Source organism: Caulobacter sp. P1_D6 (genome assembly GCF_056406095.1).
In genome coordinates this window covers 1-18,270 of the sequence record NZ_JBFUAW010000061.1, presented here as the reverse complement: position 1 = coordinate 18,270, position 18,270 = coordinate 1, and the positions used below count along the sequence as shown (strand labels likewise).

The following is an 18,270-nucleotide window of genomic DNA, read 5'->3' as shown; positions in this document are numbered from 1 at the left end:
CTCCCCCAGAGGGTGAGCATCTAGCTCGCCAACCACGGCGCCGAGCCCAACCGCTTGGCCAGGAACGCGATCAGCACCTCCACCCGGGCCGGGCGGATGGTGCTGGGCGGGGTGACCAGGTGCAGGGCGATGGGCGGCGGGGCCCAGTCGGCCAGCACCTCCTCCAGAAGGCCCGCCTTGACGTCGCTCCAGGCCAGGAAGTCAGGCTGCATGGCCAGGCCCAGGCCCGCCAGCAGCGACGGCCGCAGGATGTCGGCGTTGTTGACCCGCAGCGGCGAGGGCACGCTGACGGCGTATTGTCCGTGTTCAGCGTGCTGGAACCGCCAGACGTCCTTGGACCGGCTGCCCGTGTAGAACAGGCCGCGATGGGCGGTCAGGTCCTTGGGGTGGCTGGGCCGGCCGTGCCTGTCGAAATAGGCCGGCGAGCCGACCAGCATCACCCGCACCGGGCACAGCCGCCGGGCCAGCAGGCTGGAGTCCTCCAGGGCCGAGATCCGCAGGGCCAGGTCGAAGCCGTCCTCGACGATGTCGACCAGCTGGTCCGACAGCGACAGTTCGACCGAGACCTCGGGATACAGCGCGAAGAACTCCGGCAGGGCCGGGCCCAGATGGGCGATCCCGAACGACATCGGCGCGGCCACCCGCACCAGGCCGCGCGGCGTGGCCGACTGGGCCGAGGCCTCGGCCTCCAGCGCCTCGCCCTCCTGCAGGATGTGGCTGGCCCGATGCAGCGAGGCCCGGCCGGCCTCGGTCAGCGACAGCCGCCTGGAGGTGCGGTGAAAGAGCGTGGCGCCCAGCCGCGTCTCCAGCCGGGTGACGGCCTTTGAGACCGTGGCCTTCGACAGGTTCAGCTGCTGCGCCGCCCCGACGAACGAGCCGGTCTCGGCCACCTTGGCGAACACTGCCCAGGCCTCGAAGTCGGGGAGTTTCATTAGGTCACATTCCGAAACGATGAGTTTCGATCATTTCCATTTCGGACTGCGACGCAAGAGCCCATCTTCCCTCCAACAGAGACGGCCACCCGGCCATCTCCCAGGAGATCAAGTCATGATCGATGTTCGCACTTTCGACAGCCTGGGCGGCGCCAACCACGGTTGGCTTGACGCCAAGCATCACTTCTCGTTCGCCGACTATCACGACCCGCGCCGCGTGCATCACGGCGCCCTGCGGGTGTGGAACGACGACACCATCGAGGCCGGCACGGGCTTTCCGCCCCACCCGCACGCCGACATGGAGATCATCACCTATGTCCGCGAAGGCGCGATCACCCACCAGGACAGCCTGGGCAACAAGGGCCGCACCGAGGCGGGCGACGTCCAGGTGATGAGCGCCGGCACCGGCATCCGTCACTCGGAGTACAATCTGGAAAGCACCGCGACCAAGATCTTCCAGATCTGGATCATCCCGAACAAGCGCGGCGAAGGTCCGGCCTGGGGCGCCAAGCCGTTCCCCAAGGGCGACCGCAGCGGCAAGTTCGTGGCCCTGGCCAGCGGCTTCGAGGGCGACACCGACGCCCTGCCGATCCGCACCGACGCCCGCGTCCTGGGCGCCACGCTGAAGGCGGGTGAAACGACCGAGTACGCGATCGGCGCCGACCGCAAGGGCTACCTGGTGCCGTCGACCGGCAGGGTCGAGGTCAACGGCGTGACCCTGAACACCCGCGACGGCGCGGCCATCCAAGACGAGGCCGTCATCCGCGTGAAAGCGTTGGAAGACGCCGAGCTGGTGCTCGTCGACGCCGCCTAGGATTACCTCTTTCCACTCTCTTCTCTTCCGTTTTCCCGGCGAAGGCCGGGACCCAGATCCATCAGGAGCTTCTCAGGGCTTCATCTGGACCCCGGCCTTCGCCGGGGAGACGGAAGCAGAGGGGGCGGGCCTTCGCTTACTCACCCAACACCCAAGGAGGCCGTCATGGCCAAGGTTCTCGTTCTCTACTACTCCGCCTACGGCCACATCGAGACGATGGCCAACGCCGTCGCCGAGGGCGCTCGCGCCGCCGGCGCCACGGTCGACGTCAAGCGCGTGCCCGAGCTGGTGCCGCAAGAGGTCGCGGTGAAGTCGCACTTCAAGCTGGACCAGGCCGCGCCGGTCGCCACGATCGCCGAGCTGGAAAACTACGACGCCATCATCGTCGGCACGGGCACCCGCTTTGGCCGCATGAGCTCGCAGATGGCCAACTTCCTCGACCAGGCCGGCGGCCTGTGGGCCCGCGGCGCGCTGAACGGCAAGGTCGGCGGCGCCTTCACCTCGTCGGCCACCCAGCACGGCGGCAACGAGACCACCCTGTTCTCGATCATCACCAACCTGCTGCACTTCGGCATGACCATCGTCGGCCTGCCCTACAGCCACCAGGGCCAGATGACCCTGGAGGAAATCGTCGGCGGCGCGCCCTACGGCGCCACCACGATCGCCGGCGCCGACGGTTCGCGTCAGCCCAGCCAACTGGAACTGGACGGCGCCCGCCACCAGGGCGAACTGGTCGCCAAGACCGCGGCCAAGCTGTTCGGCTAAGCCAGGCCAGGGTCGGATCGTCCAGGACGGGCGGTCCGTCCGGGACCTGGTTTTCCCCGGCCTTCCATCGCGTCGCCCCCCGCCTGTAGACGCTCTGGAAGGCCCCGCGGCCGGTTCGTCCTCCCCCGCAGGAACCGACCGCCGAAGGCCGGCTGGCTCTCCCCCGGAGCCAGCCGGTTTTCGTTTGCCCGCAAAGCGGCGCCCGGCGCGGCGCTAACCAAGGCGGCGCGAAAACACTACCGGCGACGGTTGTTTTCTGCCTTCATGAGCCGGGGGGCTTTTTGATCGCCGCGCCGTGGAAACGGCGCGCTGGCCAGGAGGCGTGGGATATGTCGCTGCTCGACTGGCTGCTCAATCCTTCGGGGCTGACGCCCCACGGCTTCTGTCTCAGTTGGGCCCCCGGCCTGGTGGCGCTGCACGCCGGATCCGACGTGGTCATCGGCCTGGCCTACCTCTCCATCCCCCTGGCCATCGCCGCCTTCATCAAGCGCCGTCCCGATATCCAGTACAGCTGGGTGGCCTATCTGTTCGTGGCCTTCATCCTGGCCTGCGGCACCACCCACCTGATGGCCATCCTCACGCTGTGGGTGCCCGCCTACGGGGTGGAGGGGCTGATCAAGCTGGTCACGGCCATCCTGTCGATCGCCACGGCGGCCATCCTGTGGCCCCTGCTGCCCAAGCTGGCCGCCCTGCCGTCCGCCGCCGAGCTTGAGCGCCGGGTCGAGGCGCGCACGGCCGAGCTGACCGCCGCCCTGGAGCAGCGCGACCTGCTACTGCGCGAGGTCTATCACCGGGTGAAGAACAACCTGCAGATGGTCGACAGCCTGCTGGTGATGCAGACCCGCCAGATGCCCGACCCCGAGGCCAAGAAGGCCCTGCGCGGCCTGCGCGACCGGATCTACGCCCTGGGCCTGGTGCACCAGCAGTTGATGGGCTCGGACGATCTGAAGACCTTCGACATCGCGCCGTTCCTGAGCGAGCTGTCGAGCAACATCGTGCACGGCGGCGGCGCCAACGACGTGGATTTGTCGGTCCAGGCCATCCCGCTGGACGTGGGCCTGGATTTCGCCATTCCGCTGGGCCTGCTGGTCAACGAGCTGGTGACCAACTCGCTCAAGCACGCCTTCCCGGACGGCCGGGGCGAGATCGACGTCAGCCTGAGCCGGGCGGAGAGCGGCGGCCTGCTGCTGGTCGTCGCCGACAACGGCCAGGGCTACAGCCGCGGCGACGCGGGCGAAGGTTTTGGGGGCGAGCCAGGGGTCAAGATGGCCCTGGGCTCCACCATCATCGAGGGATTGGTTGCTCAGTTGGAGGGTACGATCATGGTTCAAAGTCGACGGGGCGAGACGCGCAGCGAAATCCGCGTCGCCGAACCGGTGGCCGCATGAGCGCCGCCGCCCTCAACCGCGTGGTGCTGGTCGTCGACGACGAGTTCCTGATCGCCCAGGGCCTGTGCATGCAGGTCGAGGACATGGAGATGGAGGTGTGCGGCACGGCCACCACCGCCGACGAGGCCCTGGCCCTGGCCATGATGCACAAGCCCGAGGTGGTGCTGATGGACGTGCGGCTGCGCGGCGAGAAGGACGGCGTCGACGCCGCCCTGGCCATCCACGCCACCGTCGGCTCCAAGGTGATCTTCATCACCGGCTCGCGCGAACCCGCCACGATCGACCGGATCTACGAGGACCACCCGACCGACGTGCTGTTCAAGCCGGTGTCGGACCGGCAGCTGCGAGGCGCCATCGGGCGGGCGTTGGCGGGGTGATCGAAGATTGCTGAAGCCGCGCTGCCGGCCCGCACACGCGCATCAGCAGCTTGCGAATGTGGCTAGGATGTCTGTGAGCGGACAAATGGGTCTCAGCTGGAGATCAGCGAGCTCGTTGGTCAGAAGCGTTGCTATTGCATTCAGAAAAAAGATTCGGTTGTCATTGATCTGTCATAGAATAATGGCGGAACCGTCGCAGGACGTGCTTACCGGAGAAGGGGCTCGAGGCAAGCTATGGCCAAGAGCAGGGGAGCCTTCGAGCGCCCTAAATGTACGGAACGCCCCATTCGGCTAGGAATGGAGCGTTCCAGAACCGACGAGTGGCCGGCCCGCTTTTGTCAAGCACGCCGCGAATACCGCATCCACTTTGCGGGACGCAAGTGTTAATCGCGTTGGCCACTCGTCACCTTCGGCTGGTTTGGGCCACAAAGCCCTTGCTGGCCTCGGTTGGCGAGGAGTCTGAAAAAGATGAGTAACTCCGTAGTCCCGCTACAGATCGCCTCGGCGCTCTGCTTAAGCTTAGTTGTGGCTCATGCGGCGACCCACGCGCCAAGGGAGATTCGACGCATCTGGCGTCGCGCTCGCTGGCGCTGGCGGCAAGCCACCTCACGGCGACGCCGTGCGGCGATTGCCCTGTTGGCGACGGCCGCTGCGGTAACCGGTGCAGGCCCATTCCTTTATTATGGTCTGGAACTGCTGATGAACGCGGTCCAGCCGGTCGCCTGGGTAAAATCCTGAGCTGGCCAGTGGGCGTGAAAGGCTCGGGATGCTGGGTGAGGCTCGGCCCGGATAAGAGGCAAAAGCGCCTGACCGTCGGACACTGGAGGCGCGGCGCGGAGATAAAGTCTGGCGCCGGCCGCGCTTCACCCCGTCCCGGTCATCTTGAAGATGCCCTGGGCGTTGCCGCTGTCGAAGCGCAGGTCCAGGCGTTCGACGCCCGTTTCGTCGACGAAGCGGTCGCGCGAGATGAACTCGTGGAACGAGCCCGGCACGGTCAGGGTGACCTCGCCCCCACCGTCTTTGGCGTCGGTGACGAACGCGCGCTCGACCGGCTGGGCCTTGAACGCCGTCTGGCGCACGCGGCCCGAGCCGGAGACCTCGACCTTGTCCTTCACCGGCCGGCCCAGGGCCTTCTGGGCGTCGGCCACGGCCTCGACGTCGGGCACTCGGTCGGTGGCGTGGTTGAAGGCCTGGCCTTCGGTGGCGATCCAGGCGGCCTCGGCCGACTCGGCGAGCAGCGCCTTGTAGTGCTCCAGGCGCGGGGCGTCGTGGGTGCGCTCGAAGGCGGAAACGACCTGGGGCAGGGCGGCGCGGGCGGCGTCCAGGTCGCACGACCCCTCGGCGGCGAAGGCGGCCAGGGCCTGCTGGGCCTCGATGCCCAGGGCGTCGCCCGTGCTGTCGAACACCGCGTGGGCGATCACCTGGAAGGCCGGCGAAAAGCGCTCGACATGCAGCTCGCTGACGAAGAACTGCGGGATGGCCTCGGGCAGGTCGAGGTGGGCGTAGGCCCGGCCGGTCATCTTCAGCCGGTCCAGCGGATAGAGGTCGGCCACGTGATAGCCCAGCGGCTCCAGGATCCGCGCGAAGGCCAATTGGCCCGCCGGTAGGGCGCCCGTGGGCGCGCCCTCGCCGAAGTCGATCGTCCGCAGGGCGCCGTGGTCGAACAGCACCTTGCGGCCGGCCGCGCGGCGCTCGGAGACGTAGGCCGCACCCAACGGCACCCGGCCCATGATGTCGTGGAACAGCACCGCGTTCAGCGCCATGGCGAAGACCGCGCGCGAGACCGGGCCCTCGGCCTCGCCGGTCAGGGCCGGATCGAGGTCCAGTACATCGAGCATCGTGGCGGCGGCCTTCTGGCCGACGACCGAGGCGACGAGGGTGGAAAGGTGGCTCATGGGCAGTCCTGGAACCTTGAAATCAATTCTTGATCCGCTCATCCCGGCGAATGCCGGGACCCAGATCCTGAAGCGGTGTGTCGGGTTGGATTGGCTCAGAGTTCGGGAACCCGCCTCAAAGCCATTCCATCTGGGTCCCGGCATTCGCCGGGATGAGCGGTTTGAATAGGGATCAGACGTCGAACGTGACCCCCTGCGCCAAAGGCAGGGTGGTCCCGTAGTTCACGGTGTTGGTGGCGCGGCGCATGTACGTCTTCCAGCTGTCGGAGCCGGCTTCGCGGCCGCCGCCGGTTTCCTTCTCGCCGCCGAACGCCCCGCCGATCTCGGCGCCCGAGGGGCCGATATTGACGTTGGCGATGCCGCAGTCGCTGCCCTCGCCCGACACGAACAGCTCGGCCTCGCGGACGTTGAGCGTGAAGATCGATGACGACAGGCCCTGGGCCACGTCGTTCTGGGCGGCGATGGCGTCGGCCAGCTCGCTGTAGCGCATCACATACAGGATGGGGGCGAAGGTCTCGTGCTTCACGATGTCGGCCTGGGCGTCCATCTCGACCAGGGCGGGGGCGACATAATAGGCGTCGGGTCCGGCGACCTCGACGCGGTCGCCGCCGATCACCCGGCCGCCGGCCGCGCGGGCCGCCGCCAGGGCCGACTGCATGGCGTCGAACGCGGCCTTGTCGATCAGCGGGCCGACCAGCACCCCGGCCGCGCGCGGGTCGCCGACGGGCACGCTGGGATAGGCGCTCTTCAGCCGGCCGACGAAGGCGTCATAGACGCTGTCGTGCACGAACAGCCGGCGAAGCGTGGTGCAGCGTTGGCCCGCCGTGCCCATGGCCGCGAAGGCCACGCCGCGCAGGGTCAGGTCCAGGTCGGCCGAGGGCGCGACGATGGCGGCGTTGTTGCCGCCCAGCTCCAGCAGGGCGCGGGCGAAGCGGGCGGCCAGTTTCGGGGCCACCGTCCGGCCCATGGCCGTCGAGCCGGTGGCCGAGACCAGCGGGACCTTCGGATGGTCGACCAGGGCCTCGCCCACCTCGCGGCCGCCGATCAACAGCACGGACAGGTTGGCGGGCGCGTCGGGACCGAACCGGGCGGCGGCGCGCTCGAACAGGGCCTGGGTCGCCAGGGCCACCAGCGGAGTCTTCTCCGACGGCTTCCACACCACGCTGTCGCCGCAGACGAAGGCCAGGGCCGCGTTCCAAGACCAGACGGCGACCGGGAAGTTGAAGGCGCTGATCACCCCGACCACGCCCAGCGGGTGCCAGGTCTCCATCATCCGGTGCGCGGGGCGCTCGGTGGCGATCGTCAGGCCGAACAGCTGGCGCGACAGGCCCACGGCGTAGTCGCAGATATCGATCATCTCCTGCACCTCGCCCAGCCCCTCGGAGACCACCTTGCCGGCCTCCAGGGTGACCAGGGCGGCGAGGTCGGTCTTGGCCGCGCGCAGCTCCTCGCCCAGCAGCCGGACCAGTTCGCCGCGACGCGGGGCGGGGACCTTGCGCCAGGCGAGGTGCGCGTCATGGGCGGCGTCGATGGCGGCCTTGGCCTGGGCGGGGCTGTGCTCGGCCAGGCTGGCCAGGACCTCGCCGGTGACCGGCGAGCGCGCGGCCAGGGTCCCGCCGTCGAGGGCGGTGGTGACGCCCAGGCGTTCGAGGATGGCGCGGGCTTCGGCGACGGCGGAGGGCAGGGTGGTCATGGGGCAGTCCTGGAAACTTGGAACTTCGATCTGGCAGGGCTCATAGCTCAATTGGCCCTCGGCGGTCCCAGCCGAACCGCCGCCGAGCCTGTCCCGAACACCGCCGCCACCGCCGCGCTGTAGTCCTGGACCAGCCGAGGCGTGAAGCGGTCGTAGGCGTCCTGGAACGCCCGGCCCAGGCCGTGCTCGCCGCTGAAGCTGGCGTCGAAGCCGTCGACCGCCAGGCTCAGCACCGCGTCGCGCAGGGCCGCCTTGCGCTCCGCGTCAGCCGGCCCGACCAGGTTGAAGTGCACCCCGCCGTCGGCCACGTGGCCGAAGTCGCACAGGGCGAAGTCGGGGAAGTCGGCCTCCAGCATCAGCACGGCCTCGCGGCGGAAGCGGGCAAGGTCGCGGCGGCGGAACGACAGGTCGAAGCCGACCACCGGGCCGCTGGCCCGCAGGCCTTCCGACAGCGAATGGCGCAAGGCCCACATCTTCTCGACCGGCCCGAACAGGGCGTCGACCAGCGAACCGTCGTCGCGTTCCAGCAGATCGCCGGCGATCTGCTGCAGCACCTCGTCCAGGCTGGCCTCGCCCTCGCGCGGCGCCCAGGTTCGGGTCAGCTCGACCAGCACGGCGTAGTCGGGAACGCCGCCGGCGAACGGGTTGGCCAGCGACGGCACGTGCTCGATGGCCCGGGTCATGGCGGCCTTCGACATGCCCTCGAAGGCGGTCAGGGTCGAGCCCGCCCCGACCTCGAACGCCTGCAGCAACGGCAAGACGGCGTCGATGTCGCGCGGGATCAGCAGGGCGGCAGCGGTCTGGCGCGGGCGGTGGTGGACCTCGACGGTCACCCCCGTGATGATCCCGAACGCCCCGCAGCCGCCGACGAACAGCTGGCGCAGGGCGACGGCGGCGTTGTCCTTGCGCAGGCCTTGCGACAGCGTCAGCTGGGTGCCCGCCGCGTCGGCCAGCACGACTTCCAGCCCCAGCACGTGCCGCCGCATGTCGCCATAGCGCAGGAACCGGGCCCCGCCGGTGTTGGTGGCCGCCATGCCGCCCAGGGTGGGATCGGCGCCCAGGTCGATGGGCAGGAACAGGCCGTGCGGCTCCAGCGCCGCGTTCAGGGCCGACAGCCGCACACCGGCGCCGACCGTGGCCGTGCGGTCCTCGGCGTCGATCTCCAGCGGCGCGGTCAGGCGGTCCAGCGACAACACGAGGTGCGTCCCGCTCGCGTCCGGGGTCGAGCCCTCGGCCAGGCCGGTGTTGGCGCCCTGGGGCGTGAACTTCAGGCCGTTGCGCACGCAGTAGCCGACCACGGCCGAGACCTGGGCCGTCGTGGCCGGGCGCACCACCGCCGCCGCCACGCCGCCGGCGTAGCGGGCCGGGGTCTCGTAGGCGGCGCAATCGGCCGCTTCGACGATCAGGCCATTGGGACCGACGATCGCGGCGAGGGCCTCTTGGTGGGCGTTGTCCAGCACGAGCGGTGAAAACTCCAGGGGCGGACATCATCCCCGCCGTTTCGTCGAATCCTAGTGGCGGTATCGTCGGTTCGCCGTCTAAGTTTCGGCGAAATGTAGGGATGCGTCGACGAAATGCCTATCGACCCCATCGATCAAAAGCTGATCGCCGCGCTGAAGGACAACGGCCGGGCCTCGACCGCCGACCTGGCCCGGCGGGTGGGCCGCTCGCGCACCACGGTGCAGAGCCGGATCGAGCGGCTGGAGCGCGACGGGGTGATCCTGGGCTACGGCGCGCGCCTGGCGCCCGACCTCGAGCACGGGGCGGTGCGGGTGCACGTGATGATCAAGATCGGCCCCAAGGAGGCCCGCGCCGTCGAGGCCGCCCTGCGCGCCATCCCCCAAGTGCGGCTGCTGCACTCGGTCAGCGGCGACTACGACATGATCGCCTTCGCCGCCACGGCCACCGTCGCCGAGATGGACGAGGTGCTGGACAGGATCGGCCACGTGGCGGGCGTGGAGCGCACGACGTCGTCGATCATCCTGTCGACCAAGTTCGACCGCTGACTCCGGCTTGCGCGCGGGCCCGGCGGCGATGGAAGATCGCCGGCGTGCCCTGTTCCCTTTTCGCGTGACGTCCCGCCCCGATCGAAAGGAGAAGCCATGCCCAAGAAGTATACGGCCCAGTGCGCCTGCGGCGCCGTGAAGTTCCAGTTCGACACCGATCCGTCCTTCATCGCCAACTGCCATTGCAACGACTGCAAGCGGGCTTCGGGCGGAGAGATGGCGACCTTCTTCGGCGTGCCGGCCGACGACTTCGAACTGCTCAGCGGCCAGCCCAAGGCGTTCCACTACGTCGCCAATTCCGGCAAGGGGCTGGACCGGAAGTTCTGCCCGGAGTGCGGCTCGCGGGTGTTCACCGACAATCTGGAGACGTTTCCGGGAACGGTCTTCGTCCAGCTGGGCAGCCTGGACCGGCCGGACCTGATCGCGCCGATGCTGGAGATGTTCGACATGCGCCGGTTGCACTGGGTCAAGCCGCTGGACCTGCCGCAGTTCGACGCCATGCCGGGCTAAGGGGGTTGGGGGCGATTACAGTCAGCCGCATTTCCCAATCTCCCCGTCATTCCCGCCCTTGTGGCGGGAACCCCTCTATCCGCCGCAAGGGCATTGGCGTGGCGCGCTGGCGCGCCAAGGCGCTTCACCGTCACCTGAACCAGGGGTTCCCGCCACAAGGGCGGGAATGACGGTGTAAAAGGATGAGATGCGTGAATGCTCCGGCCTACTCCGCCTCCAGGCGCGCGCGGATGTCCCGATAGGCCGCGGCGATCAGGGCGTTCAGCGCCTCGGCGTCGACAGGCCGGCCCCAGCGGACCTTGACGTGCCGCATGCGCTTGCCCGCGCCCTCCAGCAGGCCGGCCGGGTCGTCCATCGCCGCGCCGTGGAAGAAGCCGATGTTCACGTGGGCGCTGAACGCGTCGACATAGGCGAACGCCGCGTCGCCGACGCAGGCGGTGGGATGGCCGTCGTGCAGCAGCTCGCGGACGTCGGGCCCGCTGGCGCGCAAGGCATCGAACCACGGCTGGGCCAGGCGCCGCAGGTCGTGCTCGGGCGCCGCGAACCAGGCCTCGACGCCGGGGTCTCTCCGCGTCGCGCCGGAAAGCCGGAAGAGCTGGGTCATGCGGGCAGGGCGCCAGACGTTCGTCCGGTTGTCCAGGCCCCCGTTCGTTTAGGCCCCCATTCGTCTAGGCCGAAGCGCGTTCGACCAGATGATAGGTCTCCAGGACGTCGACGGGCGTGACCGGTTCGGGACCTCGCCGCAGGGCGTCGAGCAGGAGGTCGAGGGCCCGGGCGGTCATCCGGTCGATCGGCTGGCGCACCGTGGTCAGGGGCGGCCAGACGCGGGTGGCCAGCAGGGTGTCGTCGAATCCCGTCACGGCCAGGTCGCGGGGCAGGGTCAGGCCGCGCCGGTGCGCGGTCCACAGGGCGGCGGCGGCCATGTCGTCATTGGCCGCCACGATGGCGTCCGGCGGCTCGGCCAGGTCCAGCAGCCGTTCGGTGGCCTCCAGTCCCGACTCGAAGGTGAAGCGGCCCTCGATGACATGGTCGTCGGCCAGGGGCAGGCCGTGCGCCGCCAGCGCCTCGCGGCAGCCCTCCAGGCGCTCGACGCCGTCGGAATGATCCTGGGGGCCGGCGATCACCGCGATGCGCCGCCGGCCCCTGGCGATCAGCAGCTCGGTGACGGCGCGCGAGGCGGCGCGGTTGTCGATGCGGACGGTGAACATGTCGGGCAGGGGCGCGGCCGTGGCGACGGCGGCGGTGGCCAGGCCCAGGGCCTGGAAGGCGGGCGAGCCGCTCAGCGCCAGGTCGAACGGCGGCAGCAGCAGCAGGGCGTCCGCGCCGGAGGCCTGCAGCGCGCGGGCGACGTCCAACGCATCCTCGGGCGAGGCGGCCTTGCGGGCGATCAGCTGCAGGCCCCGCTCGGCGCTGGCCACGGCGGCGGCGGCCAGGGTGGCGTCGATGAACATGCTGTCGACGCCGGCGTACAGCAGGCCGATCCGGGCGGGCGTGGCGCCGACCAGCCGCCGCGCGGCCGAGTTGGGCACGTAGCCCAGCGCCTCGATGGCGGCGAGCACGCGCTCGCGGGTGTCGCGGCTGAACTTGCCGGTGTTGTTGAAGACGTTCGACACGGTCATGGCCGAGACGCCGGCCCGGGCGGCCACCGCCTTGATCGTGACCTTGCCGCCGTCGCGGGACCGTCCGGGGCGCTGCATCGTCGTGGCTTTTCCCGCTCGAACGGCGCCTGAAACGGTCCTTGAAACAGACTCTGAAACAGACTTGAGGTTTAACGATAAACCCAGCAACGCTTCAGCGCGACTCCCCTTCGGTCGCGTCCATGAAACGGACCCAGACCGCGCATGACCTCGTCCGCCGCAGCGACCTCGACCGACGCGACCGCCCCGTCAAAGAACCACTACGTCATCCTGGACGGCCTGCGCGGCGTCGCCGCGCTGATGGTGGTGGTCTTCCACCTGTTCGAGGCCTATTCCGGCGGCAGTCCCCACAAGCAGATCATCAACCACGGCTACATGGCGGTGGATTTCTTCTTCCTGCTGTCGGGCTTCGTGATCGCCTACGCCTATGACGACCGCTGGGCGGGCATGGGCCAGTGGGAGTTCTACAAGCGCCGGCTGGTGCGGCTGCAGCCGATGATCATCGTGGGCGGCCTGATCGGCGCGGCGCTGCTGGGCTTCCAGCACTATTCGCTGTTCCCCAAGCTGCAGACGGTCGCGGCCTGGCAGGTCATCGGCGTGCTGCTGCTGGGCTTCGTGATGATCCCGCTGCGGCCGTCGGCCGAGATCCGCGGCTGGGGCGAGATCTATCCGCTGAACGGGCCGCAATGGTCGCTGTTCTACGAGTACATCGCCAACATCCTCTACGCCGTGGGCCTACGGAAGCTGTCGAACCGCGCGCTGGGCGTGCTGGTGGCGCTGGCGGGCCTGGCCATGGTCCATCTGCTGGTGTTTGGCGCGCGCGGCGACCTGATCGGCGGCTGGGCGCTGGACGCCAACGGTGTCCGCATCGGCCTGACGCGGGTGATGTTCCCGTTCTTCGCGGGCGTGCTGCTGATGCGGCTGGGCAAGCGGATCAAGGTCAAGAACGCCTTCGCCGTCTGCAGCTTGCTGCTTATCGCGGCCTTGGCGGCGCCTCGGTTCGGCGGCAAGGCGCTGTGGATCAACGGTCTCTACGAAGCCGCCTGCGTGATCCTGCTGTTCCCGCTGATCGTGGCCATCGGCGCCGGCGAGAAGAACGCGGACGGCGCGTCGGTGCGGATCGCCCGGTTCTTCGGCGACCTGTCCTACCCGCTCTACATCACCCATTATCCGCTGATCTACATCTACACCGGCTGGGTCGTGGACAAGAAGGTCCCGCCGGCCCAGGGCGCGCTGGTCGGCGCCGTGGTGTTCGTGGCCGCCGTCACGATCGCCTATGCCTGCCTGAAGCTCTATGACGAGCCCGCGCGGCGCTGGCTGGCGGGCAAGCTCCTGAGGCGCGCGGATAAGGTGTTCCGGCGCCGTTAGTCAGGTCTGCGCTGGATGGCCCCGGCGCTCCGTCGACGGTCAGACTCAGGGCGGGCGCGCGAGCTTCGTCGCGCGCCACGAGCCGTGGAGCGCGCCCATCTCGATCTTCCTGGAAGCCCTGGTCCTGACGATCGGCGCGCTGTTCCCGATCATGAACCCGTTCAGCACCGCGCCGCTGTACGTGTCGCTGACGGCGGGCTTTGACGCGAAGAAGCGCAAGCAACAGGCCGTGCGCGCCTGCATCTACGCCTTCGCCATCCTGGCCACCTTCCTGGTTCTGGGCTCGGCGATCGTCGAGTTCTTCGGCATCTCGATCCCGGGGATTCGAGCGGCCGGCGGGCTGATCATCCTCAGCGTCGGGTTCGGCATGCTGTTCCCGCGTCCGGCCCCGCCGACGCCGGAAAGTGTCGCCGACCAGAGCCAGCGGCAGGAGCTGGACGTCGCCTTCACCCCGCTGGCCATGCCCAGCCTGGCCGGGCCGGGCTCGATCTCGGTGGTGCTCAGCGCCGCGGCCCAGATCCGCAGCAACTACCCGCACAATTGGGAGATCATCTATGTCGGGGTGATCCTGGGCATGGCGGTGACGCTGGTCATCGCCTTCGTGATCCTGCGCGCCGCCGAGATGATGGTCCGCTTCCTGGGCAAGGGCGGCATGGACGCCATGACCCGCATCTTCGGCTTCCTGCTGATCTGCATCGGCATGCAGTTCCTGCTCACCGGCGTCGGCGACTTCTTCGGCTGGCGGCACGGCTGAGGGCGGCTTCCAGGCGAGTCGAACACCGTTTCGCCGGCTTGACTCGTCTATTGACTGTGTGTCACACAGTGTATGCCACACACCAAGTGGCGCACACCATGTGACGTACACCATGCCGCAAGACGCCGACATTTTCGAAACCCTGCGCCAGGAGCTTCGGCGCGGGACCCTGATCCTGGCCGTCCTGGCCCAGCTGAAGGTCGAGCGCTACGGCTACAGCCTGCGCCAGGCCCTGGCCGAGGTGGGCCTGGAGATCGACGAAGGCGCCCTCTACCCGATGCTGCGGCGCCTGGAGAGCCAGGGTCTGCTGACCAGCGAATGGCGCGAGGAAGACAAGCGTAAGAAGCGTTTTTATCGCCTGTCGTCCGAGGGCGAGGCCGTGCTGGCCCGCCTGTCCGCCGAGTGGCGGGCGATGAACGACACCCTGCAAAACCTGATCTGAAGAGGGAGCCAGTCTGATGGACCTGCTCGATCGCTATCTGGCCGCCGTCGCGGCCCTGCTGCCCAAGTCCCAGCGTGAAGACATCGTCGCCGAGCTGCGCGACACCCTGCTCAACCAGATGGAGGAGAAGGAGGCCGAACTGGGCCGCCCGCTGAACGCCAAGGAGCGCGAGGCCGTGCTCAAGGCGTTCGGCCATCCGATCGCCGTGGCGGGCCGTTTCGGGACCACCCGATCGCTGATCGGGCCCGAGATCTATCCGTTCTACATCTTCGGGGTGAAGGTGCTGCTGGTGGTGGCGGCGGTCGTTTCGATAATCCCGCTCGTCATCTCGACGATCACCGACCCCGGCGGCTCGGCCGGCGATTCGGCGCGCTTCCTTTCCGGTTTCCTCTCCACCGGCTTCACGATGATCGGCGTCGCCACGGTGCTGGGGGTGGCGTTCGAGCGCGGCTGGATCCCGCGCACCGGCTTCACGGACTGGAAGGTCGCCGACCTGCCGATCCTGGATGACCTGGGTCTGGGCTTGGGCAAGCAGGGTCTGGGCAAGAAGGGCCTGTTCGCCACGAAGGGGCCGCTGGAGCGACGGTTCGAGGCCCTGCTGGAGGCGATCCTGACGGCGCTGTTCATCCTGTGGTGGACGGGCCTGGTCCAGGCGCCCTGGTCCAATCACATCACGGGCAGCGACATGGCCCTGCGGCCGGGTCCGGTCTGGGCGACGCTGTACTGGCCGATCCTGGCCATGGCGGGCCTGCAGCTGGTGTCGAGCCTGGTCGGTCTGCTGCGTCCGGCCTGGGTGCGGGCGCGGGCGGCGCTGGAGGTGGCCGGCAGCGTGGCGGGCCTGGCGCTGGCCACGGTCCTGCTGCAGGCCGGGCGGCTGGTCGTGGTCGCGTCCGAAGGGGCCAGGGGCGCCGACGCCGAGGCGATCGCCGGCCTGCAGCAAGCCCTGGACCTCAGCTTCCACCTGACCACGGTCGTGATGATCGTCGTGTTCGTGGTTAAGATCGCGATCGATCTCTGGCGCCTGTTTCGGGGCGCCAGACCCTCGGTCGCGGCCCCTGTCTAGAGGGGCCGTCTAGGGAAAATCCCTATTTCGAGACCTTGTCGACCACAGCCCCGGCGCCGGCCCCCACGACCGCGCCGACGGGGCCGGCGACCACCGCTCCGGCGATCGCGCCGGTGGCCGCGCGCTGCTCCATGTTGTGTCCGCAGGCCGTCACGGTTAACGCCGTCGCAACCCATAGCGGGACCCAGCGTAGAGCAGACATATGTCCTCCGAGACAATTATACGATCCCGCTAGAGTAACGGCATCACGCCCGTGGGGTTCCGTTGAGAGCGACGCGACGGAACTCTATCCCAAGAGGTGAATATTCGCTCCGAAAGGGAAAAACGGGACTGTCGCGTTTTTTCGTTAGAATCAAAGAATTAACCATTCGATCTGTCGCGCGGGCGACCAAAATTCAGGCTGTGGCGCCGCATGCGCTTGCGACTCGTGGGCTGATGCGTCATAAGGCGGTCATAAGCAGGACTTCGGCCACCATCGTGAACCGGCCGAGCCTCCGCTTTCAGAGCGGCCCGACAGTGTTTTTCCGGGTTTTCTGAGGGCGTTTTTGTCGGGGGGCGGTCCGCCCTCGCCGCGCAGGACACGAGTTTTGTATATCAAGTCGCAGACGTGCGCAGACGCGCGCGCGCTGATCGGCGCCGTATTGGTTGGGTCGGCCACGGGTCTGGCCCTCGGCGGCGTTTACCTTGCGGGGGGCATGGCCCAGGCCGCTAGTCAGCACGCTCGCGTATCTCGCCTGGCCGACGGCGCCGAGGGGAACTTCTCCGACGCGGCGCTGTATCAGGCAGCGTCTCGCATGGACGCCGGCGCGCTGGCGATCGCCCGCCGCCACGATCCCTACACCATCTCCGGCGGCGCCCAGCGCGACCGGCAGTCGGCCCTCCTGGTCGAGCGTCTCGAACAGCGCCAGCAGACCAACGGCGACCGCCAGCCCCTGATGCTGCGCACCAGCTTCGGCGGCCCGTTCAATCCCGCCGTCGCGCCGTTCCGCCTGACCAACGCCCTGGAAAGCTCGCGTGAACTCGAGTGCCTTTCCGAGGCGGTCTATTACGAGGCCCGCGGCGAAACCCCGAGCGGCCAGGCGGCCGTGGCTCAAGTCGTACTAAACCGCGTACGCCACCCTTCGTTCCCGAAATCGATCTGCGGCGTGGTGTTCCAAGGCGCCTACAAGCGCGTCGGCTGCCAGTTCAGCTTCGCCTGCGACGGCTCGATGCGCGCCCGCCGCGAGCCGGGCGCCTGGAACCGGGCCCAGAAGGTCGCCTCGCGCGCCCTGTCGGGCGCGGTGATGACCGAGGTCGGCGCCGCCACCCACTTCCACACCACCGGCGTCGCGCCGGGCTGGGGCCCGCGCCTGCTGCGCGTCGCCCAGGTGGGCATGCACGTGTTCTACCGCTTCGGCGGTCGCTCGGGCGCGCCGGACAGCTTCAGCCGCACGCCGCGTCCGTCGACGGCCGACGAGCTGCCGATCGTCACCCTGGCCAGCCTGCCGGCCACGACCACAGCCGACGGCAAGTCCGCTCCGATCCAGCTGGCCAGCGCCGTGGTGATCTCCTCGCCCGACAAGCCGGCCACGGTTCCGGGCGGCATGGGCGGTCCGCTGGGCCCGACGTCCGAGCCCGCCTCGGCCCCGGCCATGCACCCGACCAAGACCTCGTCCCCGTCGTCGGGCGATGCGGTCAAGTCTGCGTCGGGAGCGGCCGTGACCGGAGCTGCTTCCTAAGCGCTCCGGGCATGTGGTTGCTGGCGAAGCGCATCTGCTTGGCCCGCTTGCCGACGAAATAATGCAGCTCCTTGCCGTGGACGGCCCGCCAGATCACCTCGGCGGCGTCCTCCACGGGATAGACCGGCAGGCCGCTGCCGCGCAGGGTGTCGGCCATGCTCTGGTTGCTGCCCGGCGCCCCGACGTTGAGGATCGGCGTCTCGACGAACCACGGCATCACGCAGGCGACGCTGACGCCGTACGCCTTCCACTCGACGTCCAGCGCCTCGGACAGGCCGCGCACCGCGAACTTGGTCGCCGAATAGACCGCCAGGCTGGGCGAGCCGTATAGCCCCGCGCAGGACGAGATGTTGATCAGCCGCGAGCCCGGCGTGGCCTTCAGCCAGGGCAGGGCGGCGCGGGCCCCGCTGATCACCCCCTTGATGTTGATGTCCAGCTGCAGGTCGACGTCGGCGTCCTGGTGGCTGTCGAACGGGCCGAACTTGGCGACGCCGGCGTTGTTGAGCAGCACGTCCAGGCGGCCGTCGGTCAGCGTGGCGAAGTCGGCCAGGACGGCGGTCCAGGCCGAGCGGTCACGGACGTCCAGCCGGAAGGTCGCGCCGTTCTCCGGGCCGACGGCCAGGAGGGCGGCCTTCAGGCCCGTCGTGTCGATGTCGGACAGGCCCACGAACCAGCCCTCGGCGGCGAAGCGCTTGGCGCTGGCCAGGCCGATGCCGCTGGCGGCCCCGGTGATGAAGACGGCCTTGCGGCCCTTTGCTGCGCTCATTGGCGTCCCTCCCGTTTTATTTGTTATCGCTGATCAGACGCCCGGGAGGGCGGGGCGGTCAAGGGTGTGGTGCGGGCCCCCTCCGGCCCTCCGGGCCACCTCCCCCAGAGGGGGAGGATCTGGTCCGTGCCGATGCCCCCCC

Annotated in this window: 18 protein-coding genes; 11 read left to right on the top strand and 7 right to left on the bottom strand. The window is 69.0% G+C overall.

Annotated elements, in window-relative coordinates; translation table 11 throughout:
- Positions 1–20: 20 nt before the first annotated feature.
- Positions 21–932 (bottom strand): LysR family transcriptional regulator, encoded by a 912-nt coding sequence (locus tag AC1DYP_RS23845; RefSeq protein ID WP_477048420.1) that lies wholly within the window; start codon positions 930–932, stop codon positions 21–23.
- A gap of 115 nt (positions 933–1,047) precedes the next feature.
- On the opposite strand from AC1DYP_RS23845, the gene AC1DYP_RS23840 reads away from it, so the two are divergent.
- The 4 genes from AC1DYP_RS23840 (at position 1,048) to AC1DYP_RS23825 (ending at position 4,276) form a co-directional block, all read left to right on the top strand.
- On the top strand, positions 1,048–1,746 hold the full coding sequence (locus tag AC1DYP_RS23840) for a pirin family protein (RefSeq protein ID WP_477048419.1): 699 nt from the start codon (positions 1,048–1,050) through the stop codon (positions 1,744–1,746).
- A 165-nt stretch (positions 1,747–1,911) separates the two neighbouring features.
- Positions 1,912–2,511, top strand: a complete 600-nt coding sequence (wrbA, locus tag AC1DYP_RS23835) for an NAD(P)H:quinone oxidoreductase (protein ID WP_477033175.1) — start codon at positions 1,912–1,914, stop codon at positions 2,509–2,511.
- 329 nt (positions 2,512–2,840) lie between these two features.
- Positions 2,841–3,899, top strand: coding sequence for a sensor histidine kinase (locus AC1DYP_RS23830; protein WP_477048418.1), 1,059 nt, complete (start codon positions 2,841–2,843; stop codon positions 3,897–3,899).
- Positions 3,896–4,276, top strand: coding sequence for a response regulator (locus AC1DYP_RS23825; protein ID WP_477048417.1), 381 nt, complete (start codon positions 3,896–3,898; stop codon positions 4,274–4,276). Before AC1DYP_RS23830 ends, AC1DYP_RS23825 begins: the two co-directional genes overlap by 4 nt.
- Positions 4,277–5,139: 863 nt before the next feature.
- Here AC1DYP_RS23825 and AC1DYP_RS23820 read toward each other — a convergent pair.
- The 3 genes from AC1DYP_RS23820 to AC1DYP_RS23810 form a co-directional block, all read right to left on the bottom strand.
- Positions 5,140–6,171 (bottom strand): 2-oxoadipate dioxygenase/decarboxylase family protein, encoded by a 1,032-nt coding sequence (locus tag AC1DYP_RS23820; protein ID WP_477048416.1) that lies wholly within the window; start codon positions 6,169–6,171, stop codon positions 5,140–5,142.
- 172 nt (positions 6,172–6,343) lie between these two features.
- The gene (amaB, locus tag AC1DYP_RS23815) at positions 6,344–7,864 is read right to left on the bottom strand and encodes an L-piperidine-6-carboxylate dehydrogenase (protein ID WP_477048415.1); all 1,521 of its coding nucleotides are present in this window, start codon (positions 7,862–7,864) and stop codon (positions 6,344–6,346) included.
- 47 nt (positions 7,865–7,911) lie between these two features.
- Positions 7,912–9,324 carry an FAD-binding oxidoreductase gene (locus AC1DYP_RS23810; RefSeq protein ID WP_477048414.1) on the bottom strand — a complete coding sequence of 471 codons (1,413 nt, stop codon included), beginning with the start codon at positions 9,322–9,324 and terminating at the stop codon, positions 7,912–7,914.
- Between the two features lie 114 nt (positions 9,325–9,438).
- On the opposite strand from AC1DYP_RS23810, the gene AC1DYP_RS23805 reads away from it, so the two are divergent.
- Positions 9,439–9,870, top strand: coding sequence for an Lrp/AsnC family transcriptional regulator (locus AC1DYP_RS23805; RefSeq protein ID WP_477033169.1), 432 nt, complete (start codon positions 9,439–9,441; stop codon positions 9,868–9,870).
- 96 nt (positions 9,871–9,966) lie between these two features.
- On the top strand, positions 9,967–10,380 hold the full coding sequence (locus AC1DYP_RS23800; protein ID WP_477033168.1) for a GFA family protein: 414 nt from the start codon (positions 9,967–9,969) through the stop codon (positions 10,378–10,380).
- A 205-nt stretch (positions 10,381–10,585) separates the two neighbouring features.
- Here AC1DYP_RS23800 and AC1DYP_RS23795 read toward each other — a convergent pair whose 3' ends face one another.
- The gene (locus AC1DYP_RS23795) at positions 10,586–10,984 is read right to left on the bottom strand and encodes a DUF1801 domain-containing protein (protein ID WP_477048413.1); all 399 of its coding nucleotides are present in this window, start codon (positions 10,982–10,984) and stop codon (positions 10,586–10,588) included.
- A 64-nt stretch (positions 10,985–11,048) separates the two neighbouring features.
- Positions 11,049–12,077 carry a LacI family DNA-binding transcriptional regulator gene (locus AC1DYP_RS23790; RefSeq protein WP_477048412.1) on the bottom strand — a complete coding sequence of 343 codons (1,029 nt, stop codon included), beginning with the start codon at positions 12,075–12,077 and terminating at the stop codon, positions 11,049–11,051.
- A 144-nt stretch (positions 12,078–12,221) separates the two neighbouring features.
- Here AC1DYP_RS23790 and AC1DYP_RS23785 point away from each other — a divergent pair, with 144 nt between their 5' ends.
- From AC1DYP_RS23785 to AC1DYP_RS23765, 5 genes are all read left to right on the top strand, one after another.
- Complete coding sequence (locus tag AC1DYP_RS23785) at positions 12,222–13,385, top strand: acyltransferase family protein (protein ID WP_477048411.1); 1,164 nt, start codon at positions 12,222–12,224, stop codon at positions 13,383–13,385.
- On the top strand, positions 13,363–14,139 hold the full coding sequence (locus tag AC1DYP_RS23780) for a MarC family NAAT transporter (RefSeq protein WP_477048421.1): 777 nt from the start codon (positions 13,363–13,365) through the stop codon (positions 14,137–14,139). The genes AC1DYP_RS23785 and AC1DYP_RS23780 overlap by 23 nt, the downstream gene beginning before the upstream one ends.
- 112 nt (positions 14,140–14,251) lie before the next feature.
- A complete protein-coding gene (locus AC1DYP_RS23775) occupies positions 14,252–14,581 on the top strand; it encodes a PadR family transcriptional regulator (protein ID WP_029908469.1) in 330 nt (109 codons plus the stop codon).
- Positions 14,582–14,597: 16 nt separating this feature from the next.
- Positions 14,598–15,644: an HAAS signaling domain-containing protein gene (locus tag AC1DYP_RS23770; protein WP_477048410.1), complete on the top strand. Its 1,047-nt coding sequence runs from the start codon at positions 14,598–14,600 to the stop codon at positions 15,642–15,644.
- Between the two features lie 587 nt (positions 15,645–16,231).
- Positions 16,232–17,362: a cell wall hydrolase gene (locus tag AC1DYP_RS23765; protein ID WP_477033162.1), complete on the top strand. Its 1,131-nt coding sequence runs from the start codon at positions 16,232–16,234 to the stop codon at positions 17,360–17,362.
- On the opposite strand, the gene AC1DYP_RS23760 is transcribed toward AC1DYP_RS23765, so the two are convergent.
- Positions 17,319–18,128: an SDR family oxidoreductase gene (locus AC1DYP_RS23760; protein ID WP_477048409.1), complete on the bottom strand. Its 810-nt coding sequence runs from the start codon at positions 18,126–18,128 to the stop codon at positions 17,319–17,321. The genes AC1DYP_RS23765 and AC1DYP_RS23760 overlap by 44 nt on opposite strands.
- Between the last annotated feature and the right edge of the window lie 142 nt (positions 18,129–18,270).

Bases quoted from the DNA above. Each gene is read 5' to 3' on its own strand.
- AC1DYP_RS23770 (WP_477048410.1), top strand. From the start codon at position 14,598: ATGGACCTGCTCGATCGCTATCTGGCCGCCGTCGCGGCCCTGCTGCCC.
- AC1DYP_RS23785 (WP_477048411.1), top strand. From the start codon at position 12,222: ATGACCTCGTCCGCCGCAGCGACCTCGACCGACGCGACCGCCCCGTCA.
- AC1DYP_RS23795 (WP_477048413.1), bottom strand. From the start codon at position 10,984: ATGACCCAGCTCTTCCGGCTTTCCGGCGCGACGCGGAGAGACCCCGGC.
- AC1DYP_RS23840 (WP_477048419.1), top strand. From the start codon at position 1,048: ATGATCGATGTTCGCACTTTCGACAGCCTGGGCGGCGCCAACCACGGT.
- AC1DYP_RS23760 (WP_477048409.1), bottom strand. From the start codon at position 18,128: ATGAGCGCAGCAAAGGGCCGCAAGGCCGTCTTCATCACCGGGGCCGCC.
- AC1DYP_RS23820 (WP_477048416.1), bottom strand. From the start codon at position 6,171: ATGAGCCACCTTTCCACCCTCGTCGCCTCGGTCGTCGGCCAGAAGGCC.
- AC1DYP_RS23845 (WP_477048420.1), bottom strand. From the start codon at position 932: ATGAAACTCCCCGACTTCGAGGCCTGGGCAGTGTTCGCCAAGGTGGCC.
- AC1DYP_RS23805 (WP_477033169.1), top strand. From the start codon at position 9,439: ATGCCTATCGACCCCATCGATCAAAAGCTGATCGCCGCGCTGAAGGAC.
- AC1DYP_RS23775 (WP_029908469.1), top strand. From the start codon at position 14,252: ATGCCGCAAGACGCCGACATTTTCGAAACCCTGCGCCAGGAGCTTCGG.
- AC1DYP_RS23800 (WP_477033168.1), top strand. From the start codon at position 9,967: ATGCCCAAGAAGTATACGGCCCAGTGCGCCTGCGGCGCCGTGAAGTTC.
- AC1DYP_RS23825 (WP_477048417.1), top strand. From the start codon at position 3,896: ATGAGCGCCGCCGCCCTCAACCGCGTGGTGCTGGTCGTCGACGACGAG.
- AC1DYP_RS23830 (WP_477048418.1), top strand. From the start codon at position 2,841: ATGTCGCTGCTCGACTGGCTGCTCAATCCTTCGGGGCTGACGCCCCAC.
- wrbA (WP_477033175.1), top strand. From the start codon at position 1,912: ATGGCCAAGGTTCTCGTTCTCTACTACTCCGCCTACGGCCACATCGAG.
- AC1DYP_RS23790 (WP_477048412.1), bottom strand. From the start codon at position 12,077: ATGCAGCGCCCCGGACGGTCCCGCGACGGCGGCAAGGTCACGATCAAG.
- amaB (WP_477048415.1), bottom strand. From the start codon at position 7,864: ATGACCACCCTGCCCTCCGCCGTCGCCGAAGCCCGCGCCATCCTCGAA.